27 protein-coding genes, 1 tRNA gene and 1 pseudogene are annotated in these 25,481 nt (G+C 69.8%); 18 read left to right on the plus strand and 11 right to left on the minus strand.

Features of this window, described 5'->3' with window-relative positions; all coding sequences use genetic code 11:
* Positions 1–9: 9 nt before the first annotated feature.
* From yegS to trpE, 3 genes are all read left to right on the plus strand, one after another.
* Positions 10–960 (plus strand): lipid kinase YegS, encoded by a 951-nt coding sequence (yegS, locus tag ACW7G5_RS01150; RefSeq protein WP_457001094.1) that lies wholly within the window; start codon positions 10–12, stop codon positions 958–960.
* Between the two features lie 342 nt (positions 961–1,302).
* Positions 1,303–3,501, plus strand: a complete 2,199-nt coding sequence (locus ACW7G5_RS01155) for an FG-GAP-like repeat-containing protein (RefSeq protein WP_457001095.1) — start codon at positions 1,303–1,305, stop codon at positions 3,499–3,501.
* A 43-nt stretch (positions 3,502–3,544) separates the two neighbouring features.
* A complete protein-coding gene (gene trpE, locus ACW7G5_RS01160; protein WP_457001097.1) occupies positions 3,545–5,023 on the plus strand; it encodes an anthranilate synthase component I in 1,479 nt (492 codons plus the stop codon).
* 15 nt (positions 5,024–5,038) lie between these two features.
* Here the strand turns inward: trpE and ACW7G5_RS01165 are convergent, their stop codons facing one another.
* Complete coding sequence (locus ACW7G5_RS01165) at positions 5,039–5,299, minus strand: DUF2249 domain-containing protein (RefSeq protein WP_457001099.1); 261 nt, start codon at positions 5,297–5,299, stop codon at positions 5,039–5,041.
* A gap of 80 nt (positions 5,300–5,379) precedes the next feature.
* Positions 5,380–6,225 (minus strand): cytochrome c oxidase assembly protein, encoded by an 846-nt coding sequence (locus ACW7G5_RS01170; RefSeq protein ID WP_457001101.1) that lies wholly within the window; start codon positions 6,223–6,225, stop codon positions 5,380–5,382.
* Between the two features lie 141 nt (positions 6,226–6,366).
* Here ACW7G5_RS01170 and ACW7G5_RS01175 point away from each other — a divergent pair, with 141 nt between their 5' ends.
* On the plus strand, positions 6,367–6,828 hold the full coding sequence (locus ACW7G5_RS01175; protein ID WP_457001103.1) for a CopD family protein: 462 nt from the start codon (positions 6,367–6,369) through the stop codon (positions 6,826–6,828).
* A gap of 25 nt (positions 6,829–6,853) precedes the next feature.
* Here the strand turns inward: ACW7G5_RS01175 and ACW7G5_RS01180 are convergent, their stop codons facing one another.
* From ACW7G5_RS01180 to coxB, 4 genes are read right to left on the minus strand one after another with little or no spacing between them, the layout of a single operon-like run.
* Complete coding sequence (locus ACW7G5_RS01180; RefSeq protein WP_457001104.1) at positions 6,854–7,381, minus strand: DUF2231 domain-containing protein; 528 nt, start codon at positions 7,379–7,381, stop codon at positions 6,854–6,856.
* Between the two features lies 1 nt (position 7,382).
* A complete protein-coding gene (locus ACW7G5_RS01185; RefSeq protein WP_457001105.1) occupies positions 7,383–7,757 on the minus strand; it encodes a hypothetical protein in 375 nt (124 codons plus the stop codon).
* On the minus strand, positions 7,754–10,270 hold the full coding sequence (ctaD, locus tag ACW7G5_RS01190) for a cytochrome c oxidase subunit I (RefSeq protein ID WP_457001107.1): 2,517 nt from the start codon (positions 10,268–10,270) through the stop codon (positions 7,754–7,756). The genes ACW7G5_RS01185 and ctaD overlap by 4 nt, the downstream gene beginning before the upstream one ends.
* Complete coding sequence (gene coxB / locus ACW7G5_RS01195; protein ID WP_457001109.1) at positions 10,267–11,118, minus strand: cytochrome c oxidase subunit II; 852 nt, start codon at positions 11,116–11,118, stop codon at positions 10,267–10,269. Before coxB ends, ctaD begins: the two co-directional genes overlap by 4 nt.
* Positions 11,119–11,386: 268 nt before the next feature.
* Here coxB and ACW7G5_RS01200 point away from each other — a divergent pair, with 268 nt between their 5' ends.
* From ACW7G5_RS01200 to ACW7G5_RS01215, 4 genes and pseudogenes are all read left to right on the plus strand, one after another.
* Entirely contained in the window at positions 11,387–11,965 is a 579-nt protein-coding gene (locus ACW7G5_RS01200) for an anthranilate synthase component II (protein WP_457001111.1), read from the plus strand.
* Between the two features lie 72 nt (positions 11,966–12,037).
* Positions 12,038–13,063, plus strand: a pseudogene (trpD, locus tag ACW7G5_RS01205) (anthranilate phosphoribosyltransferase); the annotation flags it as partial.
* A gap of 131 nt (positions 13,064–13,194) precedes the next feature.
* Complete coding sequence (trpC, locus tag ACW7G5_RS01210; RefSeq protein ID WP_457001113.1) at positions 13,195–14,016, plus strand: indole-3-glycerol phosphate synthase TrpC; 822 nt, start codon at positions 13,195–13,197, stop codon at positions 14,014–14,016.
* Positions 14,013–14,864: a haloacid dehalogenase-like hydrolase gene (locus ACW7G5_RS01215; RefSeq protein WP_457001115.1), complete on the plus strand. Its 852-nt coding sequence runs from the start codon at positions 14,013–14,015 to the stop codon at positions 14,862–14,864. The genes trpC and ACW7G5_RS01215 overlap by 4 nt, the downstream gene beginning before the upstream one ends.
* A 115-nt stretch (positions 14,865–14,979) precedes the next feature.
* Here ACW7G5_RS01215 and ACW7G5_RS01220 read toward each other — a convergent pair whose 3' ends face one another.
* The 3 genes from ACW7G5_RS01220 to crp form a co-directional block, all read right to left on the minus strand.
* Complete coding sequence (locus tag ACW7G5_RS01220; RefSeq protein WP_457001116.1) at positions 14,980–15,732, minus strand: sulfite exporter TauE/SafE family protein; 753 nt, start codon at positions 15,730–15,732, stop codon at positions 14,980–14,982.
* A 100-nt stretch (positions 15,733–15,832) separates the two neighbouring features.
* On the minus strand, positions 15,833–16,300 hold the full coding sequence (locus ACW7G5_RS01225; protein WP_457001118.1) for a GNAT family N-acetyltransferase: 468 nt from the start codon (positions 16,298–16,300) through the stop codon (positions 15,833–15,835).
* Between the two features lie 6 nt (positions 16,301–16,306).
* Positions 16,307–16,939, minus strand: a complete 633-nt coding sequence (crp, locus tag ACW7G5_RS01230; RefSeq protein ID WP_457001120.1) for a cAMP-activated global transcriptional regulator CRP — start codon at positions 16,937–16,939, stop codon at positions 16,307–16,309.
* 215 nt (positions 16,940–17,154) lie between these two features.
* Here crp and speD point away from each other — a divergent pair, with 215 nt between their 5' ends.
* Both speD and sugE read left to right on the plus strand, forming a co-directional pair.
* Positions 17,155–17,946, plus strand: a complete 792-nt coding sequence (gene speD, locus ACW7G5_RS01235; protein ID WP_457001121.1) for an adenosylmethionine decarboxylase — start codon at positions 17,155–17,157, stop codon at positions 17,944–17,946.
* A 184-nt stretch (positions 17,947–18,130) separates the two neighbouring features.
* Positions 18,131–18,448: a quaternary ammonium compound efflux SMR transporter SugE gene (gene sugE / locus ACW7G5_RS01240; protein ID WP_457001123.1), complete on the plus strand. Its 318-nt coding sequence runs from the start codon at positions 18,131–18,133 to the stop codon at positions 18,446–18,448.
* On the opposite strand, the gene coq7 is transcribed toward sugE, so the two are convergent.
* The gene (gene coq7 / locus ACW7G5_RS01245) at positions 18,445–19,086 is read right to left on the minus strand and encodes a 2-polyprenyl-3-methyl-6-methoxy-1,4-benzoquinone monooxygenase (RefSeq protein WP_457001125.1); all 642 of its coding nucleotides are present in this window, start codon (positions 19,084–19,086) and stop codon (positions 18,445–18,447) included. The genes sugE and coq7 overlap by 4 nt on opposite strands.
* Before the next feature lie 179 nt (positions 19,087–19,265).
* Here coq7 and rplM point away from each other — a divergent pair, with 179 nt between their 5' ends.
* From rplM to maiA, 6 genes are all read left to right on the plus strand, one after another.
* Positions 19,266–19,694 carry a 50S ribosomal protein L13 gene (gene rplM / locus ACW7G5_RS01250; RefSeq protein WP_343255050.1) on the plus strand — a complete coding sequence of 143 codons (429 nt, stop codon included), beginning with the start codon at positions 19,266–19,268 and terminating at the stop codon, positions 19,692–19,694.
* 3 nt (positions 19,695–19,697) lie between these two features.
* Positions 19,698–20,090, plus strand: a complete 393-nt coding sequence (rpsI, locus tag ACW7G5_RS01255) for a 30S ribosomal protein S9 (protein ID WP_457001127.1) — start codon at positions 19,698–19,700, stop codon at positions 20,088–20,090.
* A 50-nt stretch (positions 20,091–20,140) separates the two neighbouring features.
* Positions 20,141–20,215, plus strand: a tRNA-Gln gene (locus ACW7G5_RS01260).
* Positions 20,216–20,323: 108 nt separating this feature from the next.
* Positions 20,324–21,067 (plus strand): 2OG-Fe dioxygenase family protein, encoded by a 744-nt coding sequence (locus ACW7G5_RS01265; protein WP_457001129.1) that lies wholly within the window; start codon positions 20,324–20,326, stop codon positions 21,065–21,067.
* A 247-nt stretch (positions 21,068–21,314) separates the two neighbouring features.
* On the plus strand, positions 21,315–22,304 hold the full coding sequence (locus ACW7G5_RS01270; protein WP_457001131.1) for a fumarylacetoacetate hydrolase family protein: 990 nt from the start codon (positions 21,315–21,317) through the stop codon (positions 22,302–22,304).
* 86 nt (positions 22,305–22,390) lie between these two features.
* Positions 22,391–23,095, plus strand: coding sequence for a maleylacetoacetate isomerase (gene maiA, locus ACW7G5_RS01275; RefSeq protein ID WP_457001133.1), 705 nt, complete (start codon positions 22,391–22,393; stop codon positions 23,093–23,095).
* Positions 23,096–23,170: 75 nt separating this feature from the next.
* Here maiA and ACW7G5_RS01280 read toward each other — a convergent pair whose 3' ends face one another.
* Positions 23,171–24,286: a PilT/PilU family type 4a pilus ATPase gene (locus tag ACW7G5_RS01280; protein WP_457001135.1), complete on the minus strand. Its 1,116-nt coding sequence runs from the start codon at positions 24,284–24,286 to the stop codon at positions 23,171–23,173.
* 124 nt (positions 24,287–24,410) lie between these two features.
* Between ACW7G5_RS01280 and ACW7G5_RS01285 the strand changes: the two genes are divergently transcribed.
* Together ACW7G5_RS01285 and ACW7G5_RS01290 are read left to right on the plus strand one after the other, a co-directional pair.
* Positions 24,411–24,770 carry a DUF4398 domain-containing protein gene (locus ACW7G5_RS01285; protein ID WP_457001137.1) on the plus strand — a complete coding sequence of 120 codons (360 nt, stop codon included), beginning with the start codon at positions 24,411–24,413 and terminating at the stop codon, positions 24,768–24,770.
* Positions 24,767–25,372, plus strand: coding sequence for a hypothetical protein (locus ACW7G5_RS01290; protein ID WP_457001139.1), 606 nt, complete (start codon positions 24,767–24,769; stop codon positions 25,370–25,372). The genes ACW7G5_RS01285 and ACW7G5_RS01290 overlap by 4 nt, the downstream gene beginning before the upstream one ends.
* Positions 25,373–25,481: the final 109 nt, after the last annotated feature.

Here is a 25,481-nt window from a genome sequence, read left to right on the forward strand (position 1 = left end):
GCTGCAGGCATGAGCGCGCCCCGCTGGTTCTTGGTCATCAACGGCAAGGCCGCGGGCGACGACGCGCTGCGCGAAGCGGTGACAGCAATGCGCGAGCGCGGCGTCCACATCGATGTGCGCGTGACCTGGGAGCCCGGCGACGGCGCGCGCTGCGTGGGGATCGCGGTCGCGAAAGGCGTTGATGCCATCGTTGCCGCCGGCGGCGACGGTACGCTGAGCGAGGTCGCGACCGCGCTGGCCGAGGGGGATGCCGGGGCCGCGACGCTGCCTGCGCTGGGACTGGTGCCCCTGGGCACGGCCAACGATTTCGCCTCGGCCGCGGGCATTCCCGAGGCGCCGCTGGCCGCGCTCGAGCTGCTGCTGGCGGAGCCCGCGCGCGATATCGACCTGCTGCGGCTGGAGGGCGGCGGCGGTACCCACTGGGCGGCCAATATGGCCAGCGCCGGCTTCGGCACCCAGGTCACGCTCGACACGGATGAAGGCCTGAAGAAGCTGCTGGGCGGCCTGGCCTACCTGGTGACGGGGCTGGCGCGCCTCGGGCGCATCGACCCGATCGCCGCACGCCTGCGCGGACCCGGCTTCGAGTGGGAAGGCGGATTCATCGCCCTGGGCATCGGCAACGGCCGCCAGGCCGGTGGCGGCCAGGCGCTGTGTCCCGATGCCCTGGTCGACGACGGGTTGCTCGACGTCACCGTCGTCCCCGACCTCGAGGGCGAGGTCGCGGCCACGCTCGGCACGGTGCTGGCGGAGGGGCGCGGCGCCGCGCTCGAGCGCGTGGCCGTACGCGCGCGCCTGCCGTGGCTGGAGATCGAAGCCGCGCAGCCGATGGTGTTCAACCTCGACGGCGAGCCGGTGGAAGGCCGCCGCGTCCGCGTCGAAGCGGTCGCCCGCCGGCTGCGCATGCACCTGCCGGCCGGCTGCGCGCTGCTGTCGGCCAGGGGTCGCGTCTCGGAGGCGTGAAGAAATTTCCATGCAGGGTCCGGCATGCTGGTGGTGCGCGGCATGGTGGGCGCAGGGATCGCGGGACAATTCAACCAAGGGAGCTCATGCATGAACTGGAGGGGAAAGCCCGGACAATCGGGTATGTTGGCCGCGGGGATGATATTGGCGGTGGCACTGGTGGCCGGCTGCAGTGGCCGGGACGGTGAAGGGCAGGATCCCGCGGCAAAGGCGGCAGCGTCTCCGGCCGAATCACTCGCCACCAGCATCAGCAGTTCGCGCCAGGCGCAACTGCGCTCCGGCGACCCGCATGCCCGGGCCGGCGTGGCCCCACTGGACCAGGCGTCAACGCTCGGATCCACCGTGGCTACGCTTGCCGACAACGGAGAGCTGACGCGGCCCCGGATCGATGCCGATCCTGTGTCGGAAGGCGCCTATCGCTGGCATCCGGTGGAAATGAGCGAGGAACATGCGCTGGCGTCGCTGATGACCGGCGACATGACCCTGCGGACGGCCGCGGGTGACCTGCTGACGCTCGAGTACGAACGACATGAAGAGCACGCCAGTGGCGACTGGACCTGGATGGGCCTCGTCAAGGAAGCGGCGGACGGCTTCGACAGCGCGGTGATCACTTTTGGTGCCAAGGCCGTCTTCGCGCACATTCCCCAGCCGGGCAACGTGCCCCCCCTCAAGATGGCCATGCGCAATGGCGCAGTCTGGATGGGGGAAACCTCGTACGCCGAACTCGCCAAATGGCAGGCCCCACGGAGCGGCACCGACTTCCTCATTCCGGATGTCGCCGCGCTCGACGCGGGCGACGCGGACATGGCCGCGGCGGCAGCGATGGTGCGGGACGCGGTGGCCATGGCGAGTCCCTCCCGGCCGACGATCGACCTGATCCTGGGATACTCGGGCGGCTTCCGCGCGAAGCATGGCGGCGTTTCCCAGGCGGTCACGCGCATCAACTACCTGATGGGCCTGACCAACCGTTCGCTCGACAGCAGCAGGACCAACGGCCGCATCCACCTGCTGCACACGGTCGAGGTCGCCTATCCCGACAGCAAGTCGAACCACGATGCGCTGTATGAGCTGGCGGGCAAGAACGGCTACAGCGTCCCGCCTTCGCTCGCAGCCCTGCACGGGCCGCTCCGGGCCCAGTACGGTGCCGACCTCGTCGGGATGATCCGGCCGTATGTACAAGCCTCCAGCGGGAACTGCGGCTTGGCCTGGGTGATCGGCGCCGGCCAGGCGCCGATCACGCCGGCAGCGGCAGAGTATGGCTTCTCGGTCACCTCCGACGGCTATGACAACGGCTGGGGCTGCGATGACCTGGTCCTGCCCCACGAGCTCGGACACAACATGGGCCTGAAGCACGACAGGGAGAACGCCGTCGATGACGATGGCAACCTCGCTTACGGCGCCTATTCCTACGCGTTCGGTTACAAGACCACCGAGCCCGACGGCGTCGGGTTCGGCGACATCATGTCCTACACGGACTCGGGGCAGCCCACAGTGCTGGGGTATTCCAGCCCCACGCTGTACTACCTGGGCGAGCCCTTCGGGACCGCGCAGGACGACGCATCCCGCGCCCTGCGCCAGACGATTCCCGCCGTCGCCGCGTTCAGGGCCACCACGACGCCCGGCGACCGGAGCGCACGTCACGACGTCAATGGCGATGGCAACTCGGACATCATCGTGCGTAACGCAAGCTCGCTGAAGGTCGGTCATTGGCGCATGAATGGCCATGCCGTGCTTTCAGCGCCCGCGTCGCAGAGCTATGGCTCGCAGCTGTCGCTGGTCGCCACCGGGGACTTCAATGGCGACGGGCGAACCGACATCCTCTGGCGCCGCGCCAACCACACCTTCCGGCTTTGGACGGCGTCCGGTAACGGCTGGAAGCCGAGCAGCATCAATCGTTCACCGATCCTCGCGTCGAGCGTGGTGGTGGGAGCGGCCGATATCGACGGCGATGGCCGCGACGAGGTGCTGATCGTCAACAAAGCATCCAAGTCCCTTACCTACTGGAAGGTTTCCGGCACCAGCCAGACCGGGCATCCGCACTACGCGGTCAATCCGGCCAACCAGCTGGTGGCGACCGGCGACCTCAACGGCGACGGGCGGCATGACCTGGTGTGGATGAACAGCACGCGCCGGCTGAACCTCTGGTGGAGCAACGGCCCGGGCTTCGGCGAAGCGCGGTCGCTGCTGTCGTCGGTACCGGTGCCCGCGGGCTGGACATTGGCGGGTATCGCCGACATCAACGGCGACGCGCAGGGTGACCTGGTGTTCTTCAACCACTCGAACTCACGCTTCATGTGGTGGGAGGTTCGCGGCGGACAGGTGCACACCCGGCATGCACCGCGGCAGCTTGCGGCGGGCACCCAGCTGGTCGCGCTGGGCGACTACAACGGCGACGGCTATTCGGACGCCCTGATGCGCACCAGCGGCAACGAGTTGAAGGTCTGGTACAGCGATGGCACCCGGATTCCTTCGGCAAGCGTGTCGGTGACCCGGCAGGCGGCGCGGAACACCGTGGTGGTCAAGGGAGGCGTGGGCGGCTGACGCAGCCGTGCAGGTTGCAGGCCCGATCTGCCAGACTTCGCAAATGATGACGCCCGATCGGTTCCGGCGGCTGGCAGCCGCCGGACATACCCGTATTCCCGTGCTGCGCGAGGTCCTGAGTGACCTCGACACGCCGCTGTCGGTCTATCTGAAGCTGGCCGACGGCCCGCACAGCTGCCTGTTCGAATCCGTCGAGGGCGGCGAGCGCTTCGGCCGGTACTCGATCATCGGCCTGCCGGCCACGCGCGTGCATGAATTCCGCGGGCGGCGCTACGCGCTGCGCGAGCACGGCGAGATCGTGGACGAGCGCGAGATCGCCGATCCCTTCGCCGAGGTCGAGCGCCTGCGCGCGGAGCACTCGGTGCCCGAGATCGAAGGCCTGCCCGGTTTCAGCGGCGGGCTGGTGGGCTGGTTCGGCTTCGAGACCATCGGCTACATCGAGCCGCGCCTGGCCGCCGACGCCGGCCTGCGCGACGACCTCGGCACGCCCGACATCCTGCTGATGCAGTGCGACGAGCTGGCCGTGTTCGACAACCTCAAGGGTCGGCTGTACCTGGTGGTGCACGCAGATCCGCGCCAGCCGCAGGCGCTGGCGCGCGCGCAACGCAGGCTGGATGCGCTGGTGCACCGCCTGCGCCAGGCGGGCACCGGCTATCCGGAAACCCTGCATCCGGCGGCGATGGACGAGGGCGACTTCGTCTCCGGCTTCACCCGCGACGGATTCATCGACGCGGTGGCGAAGGTGAAGGAGTACATCGCCGGCGGTGATGTGTTCCAGGTGGTGCTGTCGCAGCGGCTGTCGGTGCCATTCCAGGCGCGGCCGGTCGATGTCTACCGCGCGCTGCGGGCGCTCAATCCGTCGCCCTACATGTATTTCCTCGACGTCGGCGGCACCCAGGTGGTCGGCAGTTCGCCCGAGATCCTGGTGCGCATGCAGGGCGGCGAAATCACCGTGCGCCCGATCGCCGGCACCCGTCCGCGCGGCGCCACGCCGGCCGAGGACGCCGCGTTGGAAGCCGAGCTGCTGGCCGACCCCAAGGAGCGCGCCGAGCACCTGATGCTGATCGACCTCGGACGCAACGATGTCGGCCACGTCTCGGAGCCGGGCACGGTCGAGGTCGGCGAGCAGTTCGTGGTCGAGCGCTACAGCCACGTCATGCACATCGTCAGCGAGGTCACCGGCAAGGTGCGCGGCGGCCTGTCGTATGCCGATGTGCTGCGTGCGACCTTTCCCGCGGGCACGGTCAGCGGAGCGCCCAAGATCCGCGCGCTGGAGATCATCCGCGAGCTCGAGCCGATCAAGCGCAACGTCTATGCCGGCAGCATCGGCTACATCGCCTGGAACGGCGACGCCGACATGGCGATCGCGATCCGCACCGCAGTGATCCAGGACGGCCACCTGCACGTCCAGGCCGGCGCCGGCATCGTCTACGACTCCGACCCGGTGAAGGAGTGGGAAGAGACGATGAGCAAGGGCCGCGCGCTGTTCCGCGCCGTGGCGCAGGCGGCCGGCGGGCTCTGATCTTTGCCGCGGGCCTCAGGTCCGCACGATGAAGTCGATCACGATCGCACCGGGTTCGCGTTGGCGATAGGCGATTTCGATGCGGTCGCCGAAGCGGTCTTTCAGCTGGGTGAGCAGCGGCAGCGGGTCGTGGTCGTTGACGAAGCGCATCGCTTCGCCGGGCTCCAGCGCGCCGAAGGCACCGAAGATCGCGGAGTGGCGGAAGCGGCGCGCGATGCCGCGGGCGTCGAAGGGATGGGCGGTGTATTCGGACGTGGTGGTGGCTGCATCGCTCATGTCGGTGTCCTCCGTGTGGGTCCGACAGCCTGCCCCCGTGGCGGCCCGCACGGCCATGATCCAGGTCAGGGCATCGGCGATCAGCGCGCTTGCCGCGACAGCCGGGCGAAGCCGTGCCACAGCAGCCACATCGCGCCGAACAGGTAGGGGATGCAGCTCGGCACCCACATCAGCACGCCGGCCAGCTGCTGGTCGGCCATGACGTCCAGGCCCAGCTGCGGCGCGCGTTCGGCATAGATCGGATACAGCGGCCGGGTGGCGAAGGTCAGCAGCGCGCCGAGGAAGCCCATCTGCATCATCACCGCCACCATCGCCACCACGCCCGCGCCGGAGCCCACGTGCGGGTCGCGGATGCGCCGCCACATTGCCGCCCACAGCCAGAGGCCCGAGGCGAGGAAGGTGCCGTGCATCGCCCAGTGCACCGGATCGCTTTCCAGTGCCGCGGTGGTGGCGACCGGCAGGTGCCAGCCCCAGAGCACCGCGCCGTGGACCACCGACGCCGCGGTCAGTGAGCCGGCGGCGGCCGTCGACGCCGCGCCCAGGCGCCGGTGCAGCCAGGCCGAGGCGCGCACCGGCAGCGCGTGCGCCGCGACCGCCAGCGGCTTGCCGGCCAGCAGCAGCGGCGGCACGAAGGCGAGCAGCAGCATGTGCTGGGCGATGTGCGCCGCCAGCGACCATTCGCCATAGGCGTCCAGCGGCCAGGTGGTCGAGAGCAGGAGCACGACGGCGCCGGCCGCCGCCACGGCGGCCCCGCCAACGCCGACGCCGGTGCCCACGCCCGCGCGCCGCCACAGCCGCGACAGGCCGAAGGCATACAACAGGATCCACGCCGCCAGCGGCAGCAGCAGCCAGGGCGTCAGCGTCCACGCGGTGGCTAGCGTGGGCGGGTGGTCGTGGCCCTGGTGCGCGAACGCGGGTCCGGCCATCGCGGCCAGACTGCACACGCAGGCGAGGGCGCGTGGCCCGACGCGCTCCCGCGACACGAGCCTCGCGGCCGCGACGGACGGCGCACACGGCCGCTTCGCGCCTCCGCGGCCACACTGCGCCGGACCCCCTGGGGAGTTGCCATGTATTTCTGGCTGAAGATGCTGCACGTGTCCGCGATGGTCCTGTGGTTCGCGGGCCTGTTCTTCCTGCCGCGGCTGATGGTCGCGCACCATCGCGGCGAGCGCGATGCGGCCGGCGGCTATTTCACCGTGGTCGCCAACCGCATCTTCTTCCGGGTGGCCTCGCCGGCGGCGCTGGTGGTGGTGGCCACCGGCATGACCCTGATCGCCTACGGGCCCACCGGCGCGTGGCTGGTGATGAAGCTGGTGCTGGTGGCCGCCGTGGTGATGCTGCACCTCTACGCGGGCCTGATGCTGTACCAGCTCGGCCAGGGGCGTGGCCGCCACGGTGCCACCTTCTACCGGATCCTCGGCTGGGCGCCGCTGCTGGCCCTGCTGGCGATCGCAGCGCTCACCGGCGCCAAGCCGCTCACCGTCGGCGACCTGCCGCCTCCACCGGGCGTCGCCACCGGCCCGCGCTGAAGCCGCGGACGGGGGCGCGCCGGCCTCAGGCCCGCGGCGGCGCATCGGGCCCATCGTCATCCCCGCCGGCACCGCCGGCCACGCCGATGCCGTGGTGGAAGCTCAGTCCACCGCCCAGCCATCCGGCCACGCCCACCAGCGCCGCCATCAGCGACGACAGCAGCAGGCCCCAGGGCCAGACCGCCGCCACCGGGTCGGGCCAGCGCAACCAGGCGTTGCCGGCCGCGACCGCGAGCAGCATCACCGCGGCCATCGCGTGGCTCCAGGCCGAGACGTGCCGGCGCACCACCGGGATCAGCAGCAGGTCAACCAGGCCGACCGCGCCGGCCACCAGGCCCATGGCCAGGCCCGCGCCGTTGAGCACAGCGCCGAGCTGGGCCCAGAACGGCAGGCCGCTCCACAGGAACAGCAGGTCGGCGGGCGCAACCACGATCAGGAAAGCGATCGGGAACACGACCAGCATCGGATGCACCGGGTGCTTCAGGATCGCCACCTTGCTTTCGACGGTGCGGCTGAGCTGCGGCGGTTCGGGTGGGCGCAGGGGGGCGGGCATGTCAGGCGCAGCCCGGCAGCAGCAGCACGGGAATGGTGGTGAAGCACACCGCCACCGCGGCCATGATCGACAGCGCGCCCGTCACCGCCGCGGCGAAGCGACGGCGTGCGGCGATCTCCGGCGCGGAAGAGTCCGCGCGCGCCGCGTGCCAGTCGCGCCACGCGCGCAGGCCGAGCCAGGCGAGCATCGCGAACGCGACCACCGTCAGCGCGCCCAACCACCAGGCCAGCGCCTCGAAGCCTGCGAAACGGATCTGGTCGAGGCCCTCCGCGCAGGCCACGCCCTGCAGCGAATACACCACGACCAGGTGCAATGCCCACACCGCCATGGGGAGGCCTATGCCGGTCAGCCGATAGGGCGAAATTGCATCGTTCATATCAACCTCGGGAACAGGTGCAGTACGCCCCAGGCCAGCACGCCCTGGGCCACGGTGTAGCGCCACAGGGCGGCGGTGACGCGGGCTTCAAGCGGCCGCGCCGCGGTGACCAGTCCGTACCGCAGCCGCGCCGCCACGAACAGTGCGAACAGCATCGCCAGCACAACGTGCACGGCGTGGAAACCGGCGAGCGTCCACGCGACCGAGGCATAGGCGTGCACGCCGGGCGCGCCTGTCGGTGCCATCGCCCACGCGTGCGCGGCCATGAACGCGGCGCCAAGTGCGGCGGTAAGGATCCATCCAGCGGCCGCCTGCCTCGCTGCGCCGCGGCGCAACGCCCGCGCCGCGAACCAGGTCGCGCCCGCGCAGCCAAGCAGCAGGGCGAGTGATGCCAGTGCCGCCGGCCAATCCGCGATGCCGATGCCTGGCGGCGGCCAGGCCTGCGTGCCCAGCCACAGGTAGAAATAGCTGAACACCAGCGAGGCGAACAGCGACCCGTCCACCAGCAGCGACATCACCAGCGCCCACCAGCCCGGTGCGTTGCGCGCGGCGCCCTGCGTGGGCAGCACCAGGCCGGGCTCGGCCTCGACCGCGTCCGGGCCACCGGGATCACCCGTGGTCCACGCCCAGCGCCACAGCAGCGCGAGCAGCGGCGGCAGCATGACCAGCGCCGCCCAGTACAGCTTGGCGATGAAGCATGCCAGCAGCGCAGCCAGCACCAGTGCCGCCAGCAGCGGCATCCAGGTTGGGCCGGAAACGCGGATCACCTGCTCCGGCCGCGCGTCGAGGAGGCTGGTGCCGATCAGCTCGCGCACGCCATGGCGCGCATCGCCCAACAGTCCGTCCGGCCGCGCGCTGGCTTCAGCGAGCAGGGGGTCGGCCCACAGCGGGTCGCGTCCCTGCACGCGCGGCACCGAGGCGAAGTTGAAGTTCGGCACCGGATGCTCCAGCGCCCACTCCAGCGTGCCCGCGCGCCAGGGATTGCGCCGGCTGCGCGGCCCGTGGCGGAAGCTCATCGCCACGTCCAGCAGCACCGCCACCATGCCCACGGCCAGCACGAAGCCCGCCGCGGTGGACACCAGGTTGAGCCAGTGGAAGCCGAGCTCCGGCAGGTAGGTGTAAGCGCGGCGCGGCATGCCCAGCAGGCCGGTGAAGTACATCGGCAGGAAGGTCATGTTGAAGCCGATGAAGACCAGCCAGAACGCGGTGCGGCTGAGGCTCTCCGACGGCTCGCGTCCGCTGGCCAGCGGCAGCCAGTAGTACAGGCCCGCGAACAGCGGGAACATCAGCCCGCCGATCAGCACGTGGTGCAGGTGGGCGACCACGAAATGGCTGTCGTGCGCCTGCCAGTCGAAGGGCACCATCGCCACCATCACGCCGGTCAGGCCGCCCGGCACGAAGACGAAGAAGAAGCCGAACAGGTACAGCGTCGGCACCCGCAGCCACGGCCTGCCGGCCCATAGCGTCGCGATCCACGCGAACACCTGGATGCCCATCGGGATCGCCACCGCCATGCTCGCGGCGCTGAAAAAGGCCAGCGCCAGCAGCGGGATACCGACGGCGAACATGTGGTGCACCCACAGTCCGAAGCTGAGGAAGCCCGTGGCCACCAAGGCCAGCACGATCCATGTGTAGCCGACCATGGGCCTGCGCGCGAAGGTCGAGACCACCATCGACACCACGCCCGCCGCTGGCAGGAAGATGATGTAGACCTCCGGGTGTCCGAACAGCCAGAACAGGTGCTGCCACAGCAGCGGATCGCCACCCAGCGCGGGGTCGAAGAACACGAAGCCGAACGCGCGCTGGATCTCGAGCAGGATGCTGGCGAGGATCAGCGGCGGGAAGCCGAACACGATCATGAACGACGTCACCAGCATCGCCCACGCGAACAGCGGCATGCGGCGCAGGTCCATGCCGGGCGCGCGGCTGATGAGGATGGCGACGATCATTTCCACCGCAGCCGCCACCGCCGCGATCTCGGAAAAGGTCACGCCGATCAGCCAGAAGTCGGCGTTGAGCCCGGGCGACCAGGTGGCGTCGGTCAGCGGCACGTACATGAACCAGCCCGAGTCCGGCACCGCATCGAACAGGAAGCTGGAGTACAGGAACAGGCCGCCGAACAGGTAGCACCAGTAGCCGAAGGCCGAGAGCCGCGGGAAAGGCAGGTCGCGCGCGCCCAGCATCTTCGGCACCAGGTACAGCGCGAAGCCCTCCATCACCGGCACCGCGAACAGGAACATCATCGTGGTGCCGTGCATGGTCACGAATTCGGCGTAGCGCTGCGGATCCAGCACTTCGTTGCCGAACCAGGCCAGCTGCAGCCGGATGAACATCGACAGCAGGCCGCCGACCAGGAAGAACACCAGCCCGGTGACGATGAAGCGCATACCGATCGTGGAGTGGTTGACCGCGGTCAGGCGGCCGCGCCAGCCCGGCGGGGTGCCCCAGGTGGCGTGGAGGGCCTGCAGGCGTTCGTCGTGCTGCGTGACTGCCGGGGTGGGCGAAGGGCTCATTGCGATGACCCCGCGGCGTCATCGTCGCCTGCGTCAGGCGCCGCCAGCTGCCGCGCTGCCGGATCCGGCCGCTCCGGCCCGGCATCGCCGGCGCCGGGCACGGCGTTGACGCGGACGGCGTCGCCCGGTTCCAGCGCGTCCAGCGTCGCGACGGCCGTCGCGTCGGCGGCCGCCACCGCGTCAGGGACCCCGGCTCCAGCCTGGCGCGCGAGCCAGGCAGCGTGACCGGCGTCGTCGCGGACCACCACTTCGAAAGCCATCATCGTGTGCCCGGTCCCGCAGTACTCCGCGCACTGGCCACGGATGCGGCCCTCGCCATCGGCGCGCAGGCGCAGGCGGTTGACGCGCCCGGGAACGGCGTCGATCTTGCCGCCCAGGCGCGGGATCCAGAACGAGTGGATGACGTCGGCGCTGGTGATGCGGAACTCGACCAGGCGCCCGCGCGGCATCGACAGCACGTCCATCGATTCGGCCACCACATGGCCGTCATCGTCGTAGTAGCGGAAGTGCCAGCGCCAGCGCCCGGCGACCACGTCGACGCGCGCATCGACCTCCTGGCCGAGCCCGGTGATGCGCGCGCTCGACAGCGAGCCGTAGACCAGCAGCCCGGCCAACAACACCGGCGGCAGCACCAGTCCGCCGCCGACGATCAGCCGCTGCGGCTTCGCCAGCGCGCGCGTATTGCGGCCGCGGTACAGCGCCCAGATCACCAGCGCCATCACCAGCAGCCAGACCGCCATCGCGCCCCAGAACATCGCCCACCAAATGCCGGCGATGGCTTCCGCGGCGGGGCCGGCCGGGTCCAGTGTGGACTGCGGGCCTGCGCAGCCCGTCATCACGAACAGCACGGGTACCGCCAGGGTGCGCGGCAGCGGCGGGACGCGGGAAGCGATGCTCGCGATGTTGGTCCCCTTTGCGGTCGACGGCGCCGCGGTGCGGCCCGCAGCGCGCTCCGAGCAGGCTAGCGGCGTCCGCGGACAGCGAATGTGAACGCGCGTCGAAGGGCCTGTTCGGGGCAAAATGGGCTGCCCGCAAGCGCCGTGGCCGCGGGATGCCGATGCACGGCCGGCCGCAAGCAGCGGGCTACCTCCGACAAATCAACTGGATGCGGCGCACATGCTGCTGATGATCGACAACTACGACAGCTTCACCTTCAACCTCGTGCAGTACCTGCAGGTGCTGGGCGCCGAGGTGGAGGTGGTGCGCAACGATGCGCTGACCGTCGACGACATCGCGCGCCGCGCGCCGAGCCATATCGTGATTTCGCCGGGCCCATGCACGCCGAACGAGGCGGGGGTGTCGCTGGAGGTGATCGAGCGCCTGGGTGCAACCACGCCGATCCTCGGCGTCTGCCTCGGCCACCAGGCCATCGGCCAGGCCTACGGCGGCCGCGTGGTGCGCGCGGGCCGGATCATGCACGGCAAGACCTCGGCCATCCGCCACGCGGGGAACGGTGTGTTCGCCGGGTTGCCGGACGGGTACGAGGCCACGCGCTACCATTCACTGGTGGTGGAGCAGGCGGGCCTGCCGGACTGCCTCGAAGTCACGGCCTGGACCGAAAACGACGACGGCAGCCGCGAGGAGATCATGGGCCTGCGCCATCGCGAGCACCCCGTCCAGGGCGTGCAGTTCCACCCGGAGTCGATCCTCAGCCAGCACGGCCACGCGCTGCTGAAGAACTTCCTCGACGCCTGAGGCCGCCGCCGGCCACCGCGCCGCGCGCCGCTCCCGGCATCCCCCCATCGCCGACAGAAGCCAGTTCCCGACATGCCCATCACCCCCCAGGAAGCCCTGCAGCGCACCATCGAACACCGCGAGATCTTCGAGGACGAAATGTTCGACCTCATGCGCCAGATGATGCGCGGCGAAGTCTCGCCGCTGATGACCGCGGCGATCATCATCGGACTGCGGGTGAAGAAGGAGACGGTGGGCGAGATCACCGGCGCGGCCCGCGCGATGCGCGAGCTGGCGCGCAGGGTGGACGTCGCGGACCGCACACACCTGGTCGACATCGTCGGCACCGGCGGCGACGGCGCCAACACCTTCAACATCTCCACGGCCTCGAGCTTCGTGATCGCGGCCGCCGGCGGGCGTGTGGCAAAGCACGGCGGACGCAGCGTGTCGTCCACGTCCGGCAGCGCCGATGCGTACGAAGCGCTGGGCGCAACGATCGAGCTGCCGCCCGGGGCCGTGGCCGAATCGATCGCGCGCACCGGCATCGGCTTCATGTACGCGCCGGCCTACCACCCGGCGATGAAGGTGGTCGCGCCGGTGCGCCGTGAGATGGGCGTGCGCACGCTGTTCAACATCCTCGGGCCGCTGACCAACCCGGCCGATGCGCCGGCGATCCTGATGGGCGTGTTCCATCCCGACCTGGTCGGCATACAGGTGCGCGTGCTTCAGGAGCTGGGCGCCGAACGCGCGCTGGTGGTCTGGGGCCGCGACGGCATGGACGAGATCTCGCTGGGCGCCGGCACCCTGGTCGGCGAGCTGCGCGACGGCAAGGTGCGCGAGTACGAAGTCCATCCGGAGGACTTCGGCATCCCGATGGCGGCCAGCCGCAACCTGAAGGTCGATGGCGCGGAAGAGTCCAAGGCCATGGTGCTGGAGGCGATCAGCGACGCCGACGGCCTGCCGGGGCGGATCGTGTCGCTCAACGCCGGCGCGGCGCTGTACGTCGCGGGCGTGGCGGATTCGATCGCCGCCGGCGTGGAGCTGGCGCGCGCGACCATCGCTTCGGGCGCGGCGAAGGCGAAGCTCGACCAATTCGTCGCCGCCACGCGCGAGCTGGCGGCCGATACGATCGCGGCCATGGCCGCTCCCGCAGCGGCTTCCACAGCCGCTCCCACGGGGGCTCCGGGCGCTTCTTTGGGAGCGGCTACAGCCGCGATCGATACCAGCGGGCGAGCTGCAGGGGACGAGGCATGAGCACGACCCAGGCGCCGGACGTACTCGCACGCATCCTTGCGCGCAAGGTCGAAGAGGTCGCCGAGCGCAACCTGCGCGTGTCGCCGGCCGAGATCTTCACGCGCCTGGCCGATGCGCCGCCGGTGCGCGGCTTCGCGGCCGCGCTCGAAGCGAAGATCGCCGCCGGGCACGCCGCGGTGATCGCCGAGGTCAAGAAGGCCAGCCCGTCGAAGGGCGTAATCCGCGAGGACTTCGATCCCGCCGCGATCGCGCGCAGCTACGAAGCCGGCGGCGCGGCCTGCCTCTCGGTGCTCACCGACGTCGACTTCTTCCAGGGCGCCGACGACTACCTGCTGCAGGCGCGCGACGCGTGCTCGCTGCCGGTGCTGCGCAAGGATTTCATCGTCGACGGCTACCAGGTCGACGAAGCCCGCGTGCTGGGCGCCGACTGCGTGCTGCTGATCCTGGCCGGCCTGGACGATGCGCGCCTGCACGACCTCTGCGTGCAGGCGCTGGAGCTGGGCATGGACGTGCTGGCCGAGGTGCACGATGCCGACGAGTTCGAGCGCGCCCTGCGTCTGCCGGCGGTCGACGGCCGTGCGCCGCTGCTGGGCATCAACAACCGCGACCTGCGCAGCTTCGAAGTCTCGCTGGACACGACGCTGGCGCTGAAGGCGCGGGCGCCGCAGGGCCGCCGCCTGGTGACCGAGAGCGGGGTCATGACCGCGGCCGACGTCGCGCTGCTGCGTGGCGCTGGCGTCGATGCCTTCCTGGTCGGCGAAGCCTTCATGCGCGCCCCCGACCCGGGCGACGCGCTGCGCGGGATGTTCGGCACGTGAGCGGCGCTCCCATCGCGGCCATGGCCGCTCCCACCAAGGCAGGTCGCGATGTTCCTGTGGGAGCCGCTACAGCGGCGAATCCCGGCGAAGCGCGCCGCTACGCGCCCCCGCGCGACGACGCCCCCCTGATCGTCTTCGACTTCGACCACACGCTCTACGACGGCGACTCCGGCAGCCACCTGTTCGCCTGGCTGATCAAGCGCACCTGGTGGCGCCGGCTGCTGGCGCTGCTGCTGGCGCCGGTGTTCGGCCCGATGGTCGCCTTCCTGCCGACGCGGCGCATGGGCATTTCCGGCTTCGTCTGGGCCGGCACCGTCGGCTTCCACCGCGTGCCTGAACTCGATGCGCTGATCGATGCCTACGTTGCCAACCACGTCGAGGACATCCGCGGCCGCCTGCTGCCGGTGGCGCTTGAGGTCTTCCACGCCCACCGCGAACGGGGCGACCGCGTGGTGGTGGCGACCGGCGCGCCGCCGGAGCTGGCGCGCGCGATCCTGTCCTTCGTCGCCCACGAGGACGTACCGGTGGTCGGCACCCTGGCCGGCCCGCGCTTTGGCGCCGTGGTCGCCGCGCGCCACTGCCACAACGAAGAGAAGATGCGGATGCTGCGCGAGCTGGGCTGGGGCGACATCGACGCCGCCTATTCCGACTCCTGGGCCGACCTGCCGCTGCTGCTCGGCGCGCGCCGGCCGGTGGTCGTGAATCCGAAGCAGGGCTCGATCGAACGCTTCCGCCGCGCGCTGCCGCCGGGCACGCCGATCCTCAACTGGGGCTGCCCGGGCCGCGGCGGCGAACCGGTTGCGGTCGGCGTCGGTGCGGACGGAACGCTGCCGGCCGACCGCGCTTGAAGCCGCGCTGAGGCCCGGCTCCCCGGGGCCGCACCAACGCCCTCCCTGGGGCCTGCGCCAATGCCCGTCCATGGTGGGTCCTGCTCCTGCGGGGGGGGGGCGATTGGCGGGGGCTTCAGCCGGCCAGGGCCCGCCAGATCTGGAAGCCCGAGATCGCCAGCACCAGGCCGCCCACTGCGAACAGCACGATCCGCTCGCGCACGTGGCGCACCATCAGCGCCGCCAGCGGCGCCGCGATCACCCCGCCCAGCAGCAGGCCCAGGATCACCTGCCAGTGCTCGAGTCCGATCGAGAACAGGAAAGTGATCGAGATCGCCAGCGTGACCGCGAACTCGGCCGCGCTGACCGTGCCGATGCTGGTCCTCGCTTCGCCGCCGTGGGCGAGCAGGGTGGAGGTGGCCATGGGTCCCCAGCCGCCGCCGCCGATGGCATCCAGCAGTCCCGAGACGAAGCCGAGCACCCCCACGCGCTTCACCTCGCCCCGCGGCAGCCGGCGCCCGGCCGCGCGCAGCAGGATCAGAAGGGCGAGCACCAGCAGGTAGCCATGGATCCAGGGGCGGATGGCCTCGCCATCGACGTGGCTGAGCACCGTGGCGCCGATGACGCCGCCGACCACGCCCGGCACCGCCAGGCGCAGCATCAGCCTGCGGTCGACGTTGCCAAGCAGTCCGTGCGCGGCACCGGAGACGCCGCTGGTGAACACCTCGGCGGTGTGCACGCTGGCGCTCACCGCCGCCGGCGGCATGCCCATCGCCAGCAGGATCGAAGAGGACACCAGGCCGTAGGCCATGCCCAGCGCGCCGTCGACCAGCTGCGCGCACAGGCCGATCGCCACGAACAGGAGGAAGGGGCTGTCCAGCAGGTCCATGCGGGTTGTCCAGGCGCGCCGCGCCGACGGGAGGCGCGCAGGTTAGCCAGCCGGGCGTGACGGCGCCTTGTCGTGGATCAGGGTCGGGCCGTGGCCCGGATCAGGCGTCGCCCAGGCGCTTGATGAAGCGCAGGGTGCCGTCGCTGAAGCCGCAGGCCCTGTAGAAGGCGTGGGCGTCGGTGCGCTGCGAGCCGCTGGCCAGTTCGACCCGCGCGGCGCCGGCGGCACGCGCGCGGCGTTCGGCTTCGCGCAACAGCTGGCGGCCGAGTCCGCGGCCCTGCGCATCGGGCGAGACCACCAGCGCAGTGATCCGGCACGTGGTCGTGTCCAGCGGCAGGTAGTACATGAAGTCCAGCGCGATCAGTCCGGTGACCATGCCGCCGCAGCGCGCCACCACCAGGGCCTGGCGGTCGTCGCCGCTGATCACGGCGATCCGGCGCGCAGCATCCGCGGTGTCGCAGGGATAGCCGAGCGCGCAGAGCAGGGCGGCGACATCGTCCGCGTCGATCGACGACGCGCTGCGCAGGTCGGCGTCCGGAAGCACCCCGCGGGGCTCGAACGCGACCATCCGGGCTCAGCGGGTGCCGAACAGCACGATGGTCTTGCCGCGCGCGTGCAGCTTGCCGTCGATCTGCAGTTTCTTGAGCACGCGTCCGGCCATCTCGCGCGAGCAGCCGACCAGGCGCGCCAGTTCCTGGCGCGAGACCCGAAGCTGGGTGCCGTCGGGATGGCTCATGGCCTCCGGCTCCCGGGTCAGGTCGTGCAGGGTGCGGGTGATGCGGTCGGTGACGTCGAGGAAGGCCAGGCGACCGGCCTTGCGGCTGGTGTCGAGCAGTCGCCGCGAGAGCTGGGCCCCGATCGAATACACGATCTGCGTGGCGTCACCCGACAGCGAGCCGTCGAACAGCTGGTACAGGCGCTCGTAGCTGATCTCGGCCAGCTCGGTCTGCACCCGCGTGCGCAGGATCACCTCGCGGACGTCGGACTCGATGAACAGTCCCATCTCGCCCACGAACTCGCCGGGGCCGAAGTAGCCCAGGATCAGTTCGCGGCCGTCGTCCTCCTCGGTGATGATGCTGACCGAACCGCTGACCACGTAGTACATGGTCCCGGCCTGGTCGCCCGGGCGGAAGACCTCGGTGCGGGGCGGGTAGCGACGACGATGGCAGTGCGCGAGGAAGCGCTCGATCGTCGCCGGTGAGGGCATGAGTGGATGCAGGGGGCGTTTGACGATGCTGATTATGGCCACAGGGCTGATAGTCATGAAGAAGTTAAACGGGGGATGAAGCAAGAGTAGGCCGTCAGGCCGCATCCGGCAAACCGTTGATCCCCCGTAGGCCGACTCAAGCCGCTGCCGGTCGCAGCCGCGGCTCCTTTGCCGCATACTCGCGGACTTTCCGCCCGAACCGGGGTCCGCACGACGTGGTCAAACCGCTGCCTCGCTTGAAGCTTCAGGGATTCAACAACCTCACCAAGGCCCTGAGCTTCAACATCTACGACGTGAGCTACGCCGTCTCCAAGGACGAGCGCCAGCGCTACATCGAGTACATCGACGAGGAGTACAACGCCGACCGGCTGACGCAGATCCTTACTGACGTCGCCGAGATCATCGGTGCCAACATCCTCAACATCGCGCGCCAGGACTACGATCCGCAGGGTGCGTCGGTGACGATCCTGATCTCGGAAGAACCGGTGATCGACAAGGCGGACGCGAAGGGCGTGATCTCCGACGCCGTGGTCGCGCACCTGGACAAGAGCCACATCACCGTCCACACCTATCCCGAGACCCACCCGCAGGAGGGCATCGCGACCTTCCGCGCCGACATCGACGTGGCCACCTGCGGCGTGATCTCGCCGCTGAAGGCGCTGAACTACCTGATCGAGAGCTTCGAGTCGGACATCGTGATCGCCGACTACCGCGTGCGCGGCTTCACCCGCGACATCAAGGGCAAGAAGCACTTCATCGACCACAAGATCAATTCGATCCAGGACTTCCTGGCCAAGAACATCAAGGCCCGCTACGAGATGTTCGACGTCAACGTCTACCAGGAAAACATCTTCCACACCAAGATGCACCTGAAGGACTTCGACCTCGACCAGTACCTGTTCGAGGAGAAGGCGCGGAACCTGTCGTTCAAGGAGCGGATGAAGATCGAAACGCTGCTCAAGCGCGAGATCGAGGAGCTGTTCCACGGGCGCAACCTGGTGGTGTGAACGTTCCTGGCATCGGGCGCCGCCGGTTACGCGGCGTTCGACACGGCGCTGGCAGGATGCAGCGACGATTCAACAGTGCGGGACGACCCGCACGCGGGGCCTGGTCCCGCGCACGAAGACCGACGGCGGTCCGGGGCGAAGGCTCCGGGCCGTTTTTCATTGCATCTACCGAGGAAACGCCCCCATGGCATGGATCTACCTGTTGCTCGCCGGCCTGTTCGAGATCGGCTTCGCGATCGGACTCAAGTACACCGAGGGCTTTACCCGCCTGTGGCCCAGCGTGTGGACGGTCGCCACCGCGGCGATCAGCCTGTGGCTGCTGACCCAGGCGCTGAAGGTGATCCCGGTGGGGACCGCCTACGCGACCTGGACCGGTATCGGCGCGGTCGGCGTCGCGACCATCGGCATCCTGGCGCTGGGCGAGAGCGCTTCGCCGGCGCGCCTGGCGTGCATCGGGTTGATCGTTGCCGGCGTGATCGGCCTGAAGCTGGTTTCAGCCTAGAGGCGGTAGGCCACGGTCTTCATGAGCTTCGAGGCAGCCGCCATCAGCGTCGGGATCGGCTGTGGCAGCACCCGGGCGCCGGCGGCCTCGGCGTTGTCGGCGTGGCGGGCCTCGTCGGCCTTCATGGTCTCGAGGATGGCGCGGCTGCGCAGGTCGGCGCCGGGCAGCGTCTGCAGGTGCTCTTCGAGGTGGGCTTCGACCTGGCGTTCGGTTTCGACCACGAAGCCGAGGTTCCAACCGTCACCGCGCAGCCCGGCCAGCAGGCCGATGGTGTAGCTGCCGGCATACCAGAGCGGATTGAAGATGCTCGGCCGGCTGTCCAGTTCGCGCAGGCGGTCGTCGCACCAGGCCAGGTGGTCGGTCTCTTCCTGTGCCGCCTCCAGCAGGTGCGCCCGGGTGGCCGGATCGCGCGCGACGGTGGCCTGGCCGACATACAGCGCCTGCGCGCAGACCTCGCCGACGTGGTTGATGCGCATGAGCCCGGCGGCGTGGCGGCGTTCGGCGGCGTCCAGCTCGACCTCGGGCTCGCCGGCGCCGGGGTTTGGACGTTCGGCACGCGGCCGGCCGGCCACGGTCTCGAGGGCGTTCTGGACATCCGCCAGCAGGCGGTCGATCGGGGACAGGGTGCGGGTGGTCATGCCTTCATTGTGCGCTGGCGCGCCGGAGTGGGCCACATGGCAAGCCGGCAACTTGCGGCGAGCCCGCGTGGCCGGTACAATTCCGCCTCTTGCGTTCCCTGAACGTGAAAACGCGTGGCGAAGTTCCGCAGGCGATGGCCCGCGCAACCACCCCGACCAGTCACCCCTGAGAGTTCCCGATGAAAACCTTTACCGCCAAGAACGAGACCGTCCAGCGCGACTGGTACGTGGTCGACGCCGCCGGCAAGACCCTCGGTCGCCTGAGCACCGAGATCGCGCGTCGCCTCCGTGGCAAGCACAAGCCCGTCTACACCCCTCACGTCGACACCGGCGATTACATCGTCGTGATCAACGCCGAGAAGATCCACGTCACCGGCAACAAGCTCGCCGACAAGATGTACTACCGCTTCACCGGGTACATCGGCAACCTGAAGTCCGAGACCCTGGGGCAGGCGCTCGAGCGCCACCCGGAGCGCGTCATCGAGCATTCGGTCAAGGGCATGCTCCCGAAGAACACCCTGGGCCGCGCGATGTACCGCAAGCTCAAGGTCTACAAGGGTTCCGAGCACCCGCACGCCGCCCAGCAGCCGCAAGTCCTGGATATCTAAGTCATGGCAATCACCCAGAATTACGGCACCGGCCGTCGCAAGTCCTCCACCGCCCGCGTGTTCCTGCGCCGCGGTACCGGCACCATCACCGTCAACGCCCGTCCGCTGGACGAGTTCTTCGGTCGCGAGACTGCGCGCATGATCGTGCGCCAGCCGCTCGAACTCACGAAGAACACCGAGAGCTTCGACATCTACGTGACGACCCACGGCGGCGGCACCACCGGCCAGGCCGGCGCCATCCGCCTGGGCATCGCCCGCGCGCTGGTGGAATACGACGAGACCCTGAAGACCGAGCTGCGCAAGGCCGGCTTCATGACCCGCGACGCCCGCGAAGTCGAGCGCAAGAAGGTCGGCCTGCACAAGGCACGCCGCGCCACGCAGTTCTCGAAGCGCTGATCGCTGTATTCAGGATCGCTTCGCGCGATCCTGCGTTACAATTTCCGCATAGCCCCGTCGCCAAGCGGTAAGGCACCTGACTCTGACTCAGGCATTCGGAGGTTCGAATCCTTCCGGGGCTGCCACATCGCAACAAGCCCTGAAGCCCGCCTCGCGCGGGCTTCGTGCTTTCCGGGCCCGGCGCCTGACGGTGGCGTCGGACCGGTCGTCCGCGAACCGTCGAGGGCATCGCCATGGGCGTCATCTTTCCGCCGCCGTATACGCCCCAGGGCCGTGAATCGCAGGCCCTGCGCGACGATGGCTACGCGGTGCTGCCGCCGGCCGCGGTGGCGGCGGTCACCGGGCTCTCGATGGAGGCGGTCGCCGGCCTGGGCGTGGGCTGGGGCGCACTTCCTCCCGACGAGTACCTGCGCGACGGCGGCCGCTATCGCAGTCGCCGGCATTCGTGTTTCGTGGTCGATGGCGGCGAAGCGCGCATGGCGCCGCACCGCGCGCACTGGCAGTCGCTGGATTACAACGCCCTGCACGGCGGCATGGAGCGCATGTACCAGCCGCTGTCGCCGGAGCTGGTGTCGCAGCCGGCATGGGCGCGGCTGCTTGGCGCGCTGGGCGTGCTGTGCAGCGGGGTACGCGACGCCGGTCCCTGGCACGTCGAAGCCCACCAGTTCCGCATCGACACCAGTGACGGCATCGGCCGCCCGACCCCGGAAGGCGCGCACCGCGACGGCGTCGACTTCGTCGCCGTGTTCATGGTCGGCCGCGAGGGCATCAAGGGCGGCGAGACCCGCGTCTTCGACGCCGCCGGCCCCGACGGCCACCGCTTCACCCTGGAAGCCCCCTGGTCGCTGCTGCTGATGGACGACACCCGCGTCATCCACGAATCCACGCCCATCCAGCCCCTGTCCCCCGACGGCCACGGGTATCGCGACACCTTGGTGCTGACCTATCGAGCCGGAGCGTTCCAGGGTGAGGATTAAGAGCTTTTTTGCCACGGATTTACGCGGATAAGCGCGGATAGGGCAAAAGCCGCATCAACGGTATCAAGGCATCCCGACATTGCGCGGACGTGCCGCAAGCCTCCACGGACTTTCGCTCTGTCAGTGGATGGACCTTTTTTGCTCTATCCGCGCTTATCCGCGTAAATCCGTGGCAAAAAATGCTTTCGCAACCGTCCCGCCGTCGCCCCGCTACAATCCGGGGGTTGAGACTTTCTGCGGAGTGGTGATGAAGCTGGGTTCTTTGAAAGAGGGCGGCCGCGACGGCACGCTGGTGGTGGTGTCGCGCGATCTGTCGCGCGCCGTGCGTGCGACCGGGATCGCGTCGACGTTGCAGCAGGCGCTGGAAGACTGGTCTAACACGGCACCGCGCCTGGTCGCGCTTGCCGCGGCGCTCGATGCCGACAGCGCCGACGGCAGCTTCGACCTCGAGCCCGCGCAGCTGGCGGCACCGCTGCCGCGCGCCTACGAGTTCCTCGACGGCAGCGCCTACCTGCCGCACGTGGCCCGCGTTCGCCGCGCCCGCGGCGCCGAGGTGCCGGAAAGCTTCTACACCGATCCGCTGATGTACCAGGCCACCAGCGCCGGTTTCCTCGGGCCGCGCGACCCGGTGCGCGTGACCAGCGAAGAGCACGGCATCGACCTCGAGGCCGAGATCGTGGTCATCACCGACGACGTGCCGATGGCGGTCACGGCCGAGCAGGCCGCCGGCCACATCCAGCTCATCGGTCTGGTCAACGACGTCAGCCTGCGCAACCTGATTCCCGGAGAACTCGCCAAGGGCTTCGGCTTCCTGCAGTCCAAGCCGCGCTCGGCGCTGTCGCCGGTGTTCGTGACCCCCGACGAGCTGGGCGACGCCTGGCGCGGCAGCAAGCTGCACCGGGCGCTGGTCACCCACGTCAACGGCGAGTGGTTCGGTGCGCCCGAGGCGGGCGTGGACATGCAGTTCGACTTCGCCCAGCTGGTCGCGCATGCGGCGCGGACGCGGCCGCTTTCCGCCGGAACCATCGTTGGTTCAGGGACGATCGCAAACGAAGACACTTCGCTGGGTGCCTCGTGCTTCGCCGAAAGGCGAACAGTCGAGGCCCTCGAGCACGGCGCACCCCGGACGCCCTTCATGTCGTTTGGCGACCTGGTACGGATCGAGATGCTCGATGGCGAGGGCGCTTCGATCTTTGGCGCCATCGAACAGCGCATCGAGCACCAAGCCGCCCCCTGAGGCAAAAGGCGGACCGCGCCGCGCGCCGGGCGTGCAGATCCGGCTGGGCCGGGACGGGTGGGGCGGGGACTGATCAAGGGGAGAGCATGGCGGCCGAGAGCGAAGTGGCGATGGGCGGGAACGGCAACGGCAACGGGGCGCTGTGCCTGCACTCGTACTGGCGTTCAAGCGCGGCCTACCGCGTGCGCATCGGCCTCAACCTCAAGGGCCTGAAGTACGACACCGTCCCCGTGCACCTGGTGCGCGGCGGCGGCGAACAGCATGGCGCCGACTTTGCCGCGCTCAATCCCCAGGAGCTGGTGCCGGTGCTCCAGCATGGCCAGCGCAACCTGCGCCAGTCGCTGGCGATCATCGAGTACCTCGACGAAATGTGGCCGGAGCCGCCGCTGCTGCCGGCCACTGCGCGCGACCGCGCACGGGTGCGGGCGCTGGCACAGGTGGTGGCCAGCGACATCCATCCGCTCAACAACCTGCGCGTGCTGCAGTACCTCGAACACGATTGGGGCGTGCCCCAGCCCGAGCGCGAGGTCTGGGTGAAGCATTGGATCGACAAGGGCTTCCGCGCGCTGGAGGCATTGCTGGCGGACAACCCGTCCACCGGTGAGTTCTGCGACGGCAACCAGCCGACCATCGCCGACTGCTGCCTGGTGCCGCAGGTCTACAACGCGAGGCGCTTCGGCATCGACATGGCCGCGTATCCCATCATCGACCGCATCGAACGACACTGCCTGGCGCTGCCGGCCTTCGACGCCGCGCGCCCGGAGCGCCAGCCCGACGCACCAGTGACGTAAGTCCGCCTTCGTGGGAGCCGCTATAGCGGCGATTCGCGGCCATGGCCGCTCCCACGGGTGGGCGCGCAACGCGCGTCAGTGCGACTGCCCGCTGTCGAAGATCTCGGCGTAGGGGTCGTGCTCGCCGTCACCGCCTTCGGACAGGCGGAACTTGAGGTCCAGGCCGTCGCGCGAGTCGGCGGCGCGCAGCGCGGTCTCGCGCTCGATCCGGCCGTCCTTGTACAGGCGGAACAGGCACTGGTCGAAGGATTCGATGCCTTCCTCCAGCGACTCTTCCATGGCCTGCTTGACCTCGTGCACCTGGCCGCGTCGCAGCAGGTCGCGGATCATCGGAGTGTTGATCAGGACCTCGGTCGCCGGCATCCGGCGGCCGTCGATGCCCACCACCAGGCGCTGGCTGACTACCGCCTTGAGGTTGAGCGACAGGTTCATCAGCACGTTCTTGTGCGCGGCCTCGGGGAAGAAGTTGAGGATGCGCTCGATGGTCTGGTCGGCGTTGTTGGAGTGCAGCGTCGCCAGGCACAGGTGGCCGGTCTCGGCGAAGGCGATCGCCGCCTCCATCGTGGTCGCGTCCAGGATCTCGCCGATCAGGATGACGTCGGGCGCCTCGCGCATCGCGTTCTTCAGCGCGTTGTGGAAGGCGTGGGTATCCAGGCCGACCTCGCGCTGGTTGACGATCGACTTCTTGTGCCGGTGCAGGTATTCGATCGGATCCTCGATGGTGAGGATGTGGCCCGCGGTGGTGGTGTTGCGATGGTCGATCATCGACGCCAGCGTGGTCGACTTGCCGGAGCCGGTGGAGCCGACGATCAGCACCAGCCCGCGCGGGGCCATGATGATCTCCTTCAGGACCTGTGGCAGCTGCAGCTCTTCGATCGAGGGGATCACGCTGCGGATCGCGCGGATCACCATGCCGACTTCGCCGCGCTGCTTGAACACGTTCACGCGGAAGCGGCCGGAATCGGCCAGCGACAGCGCCATGTTCAGCTCCAGGTCGCGCTCGAACTGCGGCACCTGGCCCTCGTCCATCAGCGAGTACGCGATCTTCTTGACCATGCCGGGGGGCAGGCCGGTATTGCCGAGGGGATAGAGCTTGCCCTCGACCTTGATGTACACCGGCGCACCGGTGGTCAGGAACATGTCGGAGGCGTTCTTCTCCGTCATCAGCTTCAGGAAGTAGCCGATGTCCATCGTGGGATTCCCCTATCGCGCCGCGCCGGATGTTTGCGATCCGGGCGGATGCTGTTGACAATGGCCGTGCGTCCCCTTTCCCCGCGGCGGCCCCCTTATGCGCACAAGCTTCGCACACTTCCAAATGCGCCTGCATGGCGCGTGTCTCGTTCTCGCAGTCGCGCTTGCCGGCTGCGCCACCCTGCCGGCGCCCACTGCCGAGCTTTCGGCCGCCCAGCAGGCAGTGGCGCGAGCCGATGCGGCCGACGCCCAGCAGTACGCCCCGCAGGACCTGGACCGGGCCCGCACCGCCCTGAGCCGGGCCCAGGCGGCCATGACCGCCGGCAAGGAGCGCGACGCCCGCGCCCTGGCCGGGCTGTCGGAGGCCTCGGCCGACCTCGCCAGCGCGCGCAGCGCACAGGCACAGGTCGATGCCACCCTGGCACAGCGCCGCGCCGAGGTCGCTTCGCTGCGCCGGAGCCTGGGCATGGAGGACCAGCGATGAACCGCTCCGTCCTTGCCGCGGCGCTTGCGGCCCTGCTGCTTCTTCCCGGCGCGGCCCTGGCCCAGCAGTCCCGCCCGGCTGCCACCGACGACGCGGGCGCTGCGCTCGCGGCCCGCCTGCTGGCACTCGACGCCGATCCCGATCGCCGTTCGCTGGCCGCCTACGAGCGCTTGCGCGCGCGCCAGGCCGTCGATGCGCTGGCCGCCACGCGCGGGGCGCAGGCACGGAAGGACGCGCAGCACGTAGCCGAGTGGCGCATCGAGATCGCGGAGATCGCCGCCGCGACCGAACTGTCCCGGCGCGAGGTGGAGCGCCTGGACCGCGAGCGCAGCGAGCTCCTGGTCGAGGCCAGCCGCCAGGACGCCGCGCGCGCGCGCGCCGAGGCCGAGCGCCTGCGCATCCAGGCGCAGATCCAGGCCGAAGAGGCCGAGCGGCTGCGGCTGGAGGCGGAGATCGAATCCGGCGCCCGCCAGCGTGCCGAAGGCGTCCTGGACGACGTCGCCAGCACGCAGGCCGCGCGCCTGCGGGCGGCCCGCGAGCGCGAGGCCGAGCTCAAGCGCCAGGAAGCCGAGCTGTTGAAGTCCCTCGAAGACCCGCGCTGAAGGCAGCCGCGGGCCGCTCCCGGGCAGCGCCGGAGGCCATTCCGGCGACCTTCCTGAACCTTCCCCGGACCCCGTCCGGAGGGCGCGGCCGGCACCCTTGCCGGCCCTG

This window comes from Luteimonas sp. A501, assembly GCF_054052085.1.

What these genes read in the sequence shown, in the direction of transcription:
- yegS (WP_457001094.1), top strand. Translation starts at nt 10, where the DNA reads ATGAGCGCGCCCCGCTGGTTCTTGGTCATCAACGGCAAGGCCGCGGGC.
- trpE (WP_457001097.1), top strand. Translation starts at nt 3,545, where the DNA reads ATGATGACGCCCGATCGGTTCCGGCGGCTGGCAGCCGCCGGACATACC.
- ACW7G5_RS01165 (WP_457001099.1), bottom strand. Translation starts at nt 5,299, where the DNA reads ATGAGCGATGCAGCCACCACCACGTCCGAATACACCGCCCATCCCTTC.
- ACW7G5_RS01170 (WP_457001101.1), bottom strand. Translation starts at nt 6,225, where the DNA reads ATGGCCGGACCCGCGTTCGCGCACCAGGGCCACGACCACCCGCCCACG.
- ACW7G5_RS01175 (WP_457001103.1), top strand. Translation starts at nt 6,367, where the DNA reads ATGTATTTCTGGCTGAAGATGCTGCACGTGTCCGCGATGGTCCTGTGG.
- ACW7G5_RS01180 (WP_457001104.1), bottom strand. Translation starts at nt 7,381, where the DNA reads ATGCCCGCCCCCCTGCGCCCACCCGAACCGCCGCAGCTCAGCCGCACC.
- ACW7G5_RS01185 (WP_457001105.1), bottom strand. Translation starts at nt 7,757, where the DNA reads ATGAACGATGCAATTTCGCCCTATCGGCTGACCGGCATAGGCCTCCCC.
- ctaD (WP_457001107.1), bottom strand. Translation starts at nt 10,270, where the DNA reads ATGAGCCCTTCGCCCACCCCGGCAGTCACGCAGCACGACGAACGCCTG.
- ACW7G5_RS01200 (WP_457001111.1), top strand. Translation starts at nt 11,387, where the DNA reads ATGCTGCTGATGATCGACAACTACGACAGCTTCACCTTCAACCTCGTG.
- trpC (WP_457001113.1), top strand. Translation starts at nt 13,195, where the DNA reads ATGAGCACGACCCAGGCGCCGGACGTACTCGCACGCATCCTTGCGCGC.
- ACW7G5_RS01220 (WP_457001116.1), bottom strand. Translation starts at nt 15,732, where the DNA reads ATGGACCTGCTGGACAGCCCCTTCCTCCTGTTCGTGGCGATCGGCCTG.
- ACW7G5_RS01225 (WP_457001118.1), bottom strand. Translation starts at nt 16,300, where the DNA reads ATGGTCGCGTTCGAGCCCCGCGGGGTGCTTCCGGACGCCGACCTGCGC.
- crp (WP_457001120.1), bottom strand. Translation starts at nt 16,939, where the DNA reads ATGCCCTCACCGGCGACGATCGAGCGCTTCCTCGCGCACTGCCATCGT.
- sugE (WP_457001123.1), top strand. Translation starts at nt 18,131, where the DNA reads ATGGCATGGATCTACCTGTTGCTCGCCGGCCTGTTCGAGATCGGCTTC.
- coq7 (WP_457001125.1), bottom strand. Translation starts at nt 19,086, where the DNA reads ATGACCACCCGCACCCTGTCCCCGATCGACCGCCTGCTGGCGGATGTC.
- rplM (WP_343255050.1), top strand. Translation starts at nt 19,266, where the DNA reads ATGAAAACCTTTACCGCCAAGAACGAGACCGTCCAGCGCGACTGGTAC.
- rpsI (WP_457001127.1), top strand. Translation starts at nt 19,698, where the DNA reads ATGGCAATCACCCAGAATTACGGCACCGGCCGTCGCAAGTCCTCCACC.
- ACW7G5_RS01265 (WP_457001129.1), top strand. Translation starts at nt 20,324, where the DNA reads ATGGGCGTCATCTTTCCGCCGCCGTATACGCCCCAGGGCCGTGAATCG.
- ACW7G5_RS01270 (WP_457001131.1), top strand. Translation starts at nt 21,315, where the DNA reads ATGAAGCTGGGTTCTTTGAAAGAGGGCGGCCGCGACGGCACGCTGGTG.
- maiA (WP_457001133.1), top strand. Translation starts at nt 22,391, where the DNA reads ATGGCGGCCGAGAGCGAAGTGGCGATGGGCGGGAACGGCAACGGCAAC.
- ACW7G5_RS01280 (WP_457001135.1), bottom strand. Translation starts at nt 24,286, where the DNA reads ATGGACATCGGCTACTTCCTGAAGCTGATGACGGAGAAGAACGCCTCC.
- ACW7G5_RS01285 (WP_457001137.1), top strand. Translation starts at nt 24,411, where the DNA reads ATGCGCCTGCATGGCGCGTGTCTCGTTCTCGCAGTCGCGCTTGCCGGC.
- ACW7G5_RS01290 (WP_457001139.1), top strand. Translation starts at nt 24,767, where the DNA reads ATGAACCGCTCCGTCCTTGCCGCGGCGCTTGCGGCCCTGCTGCTTCTT.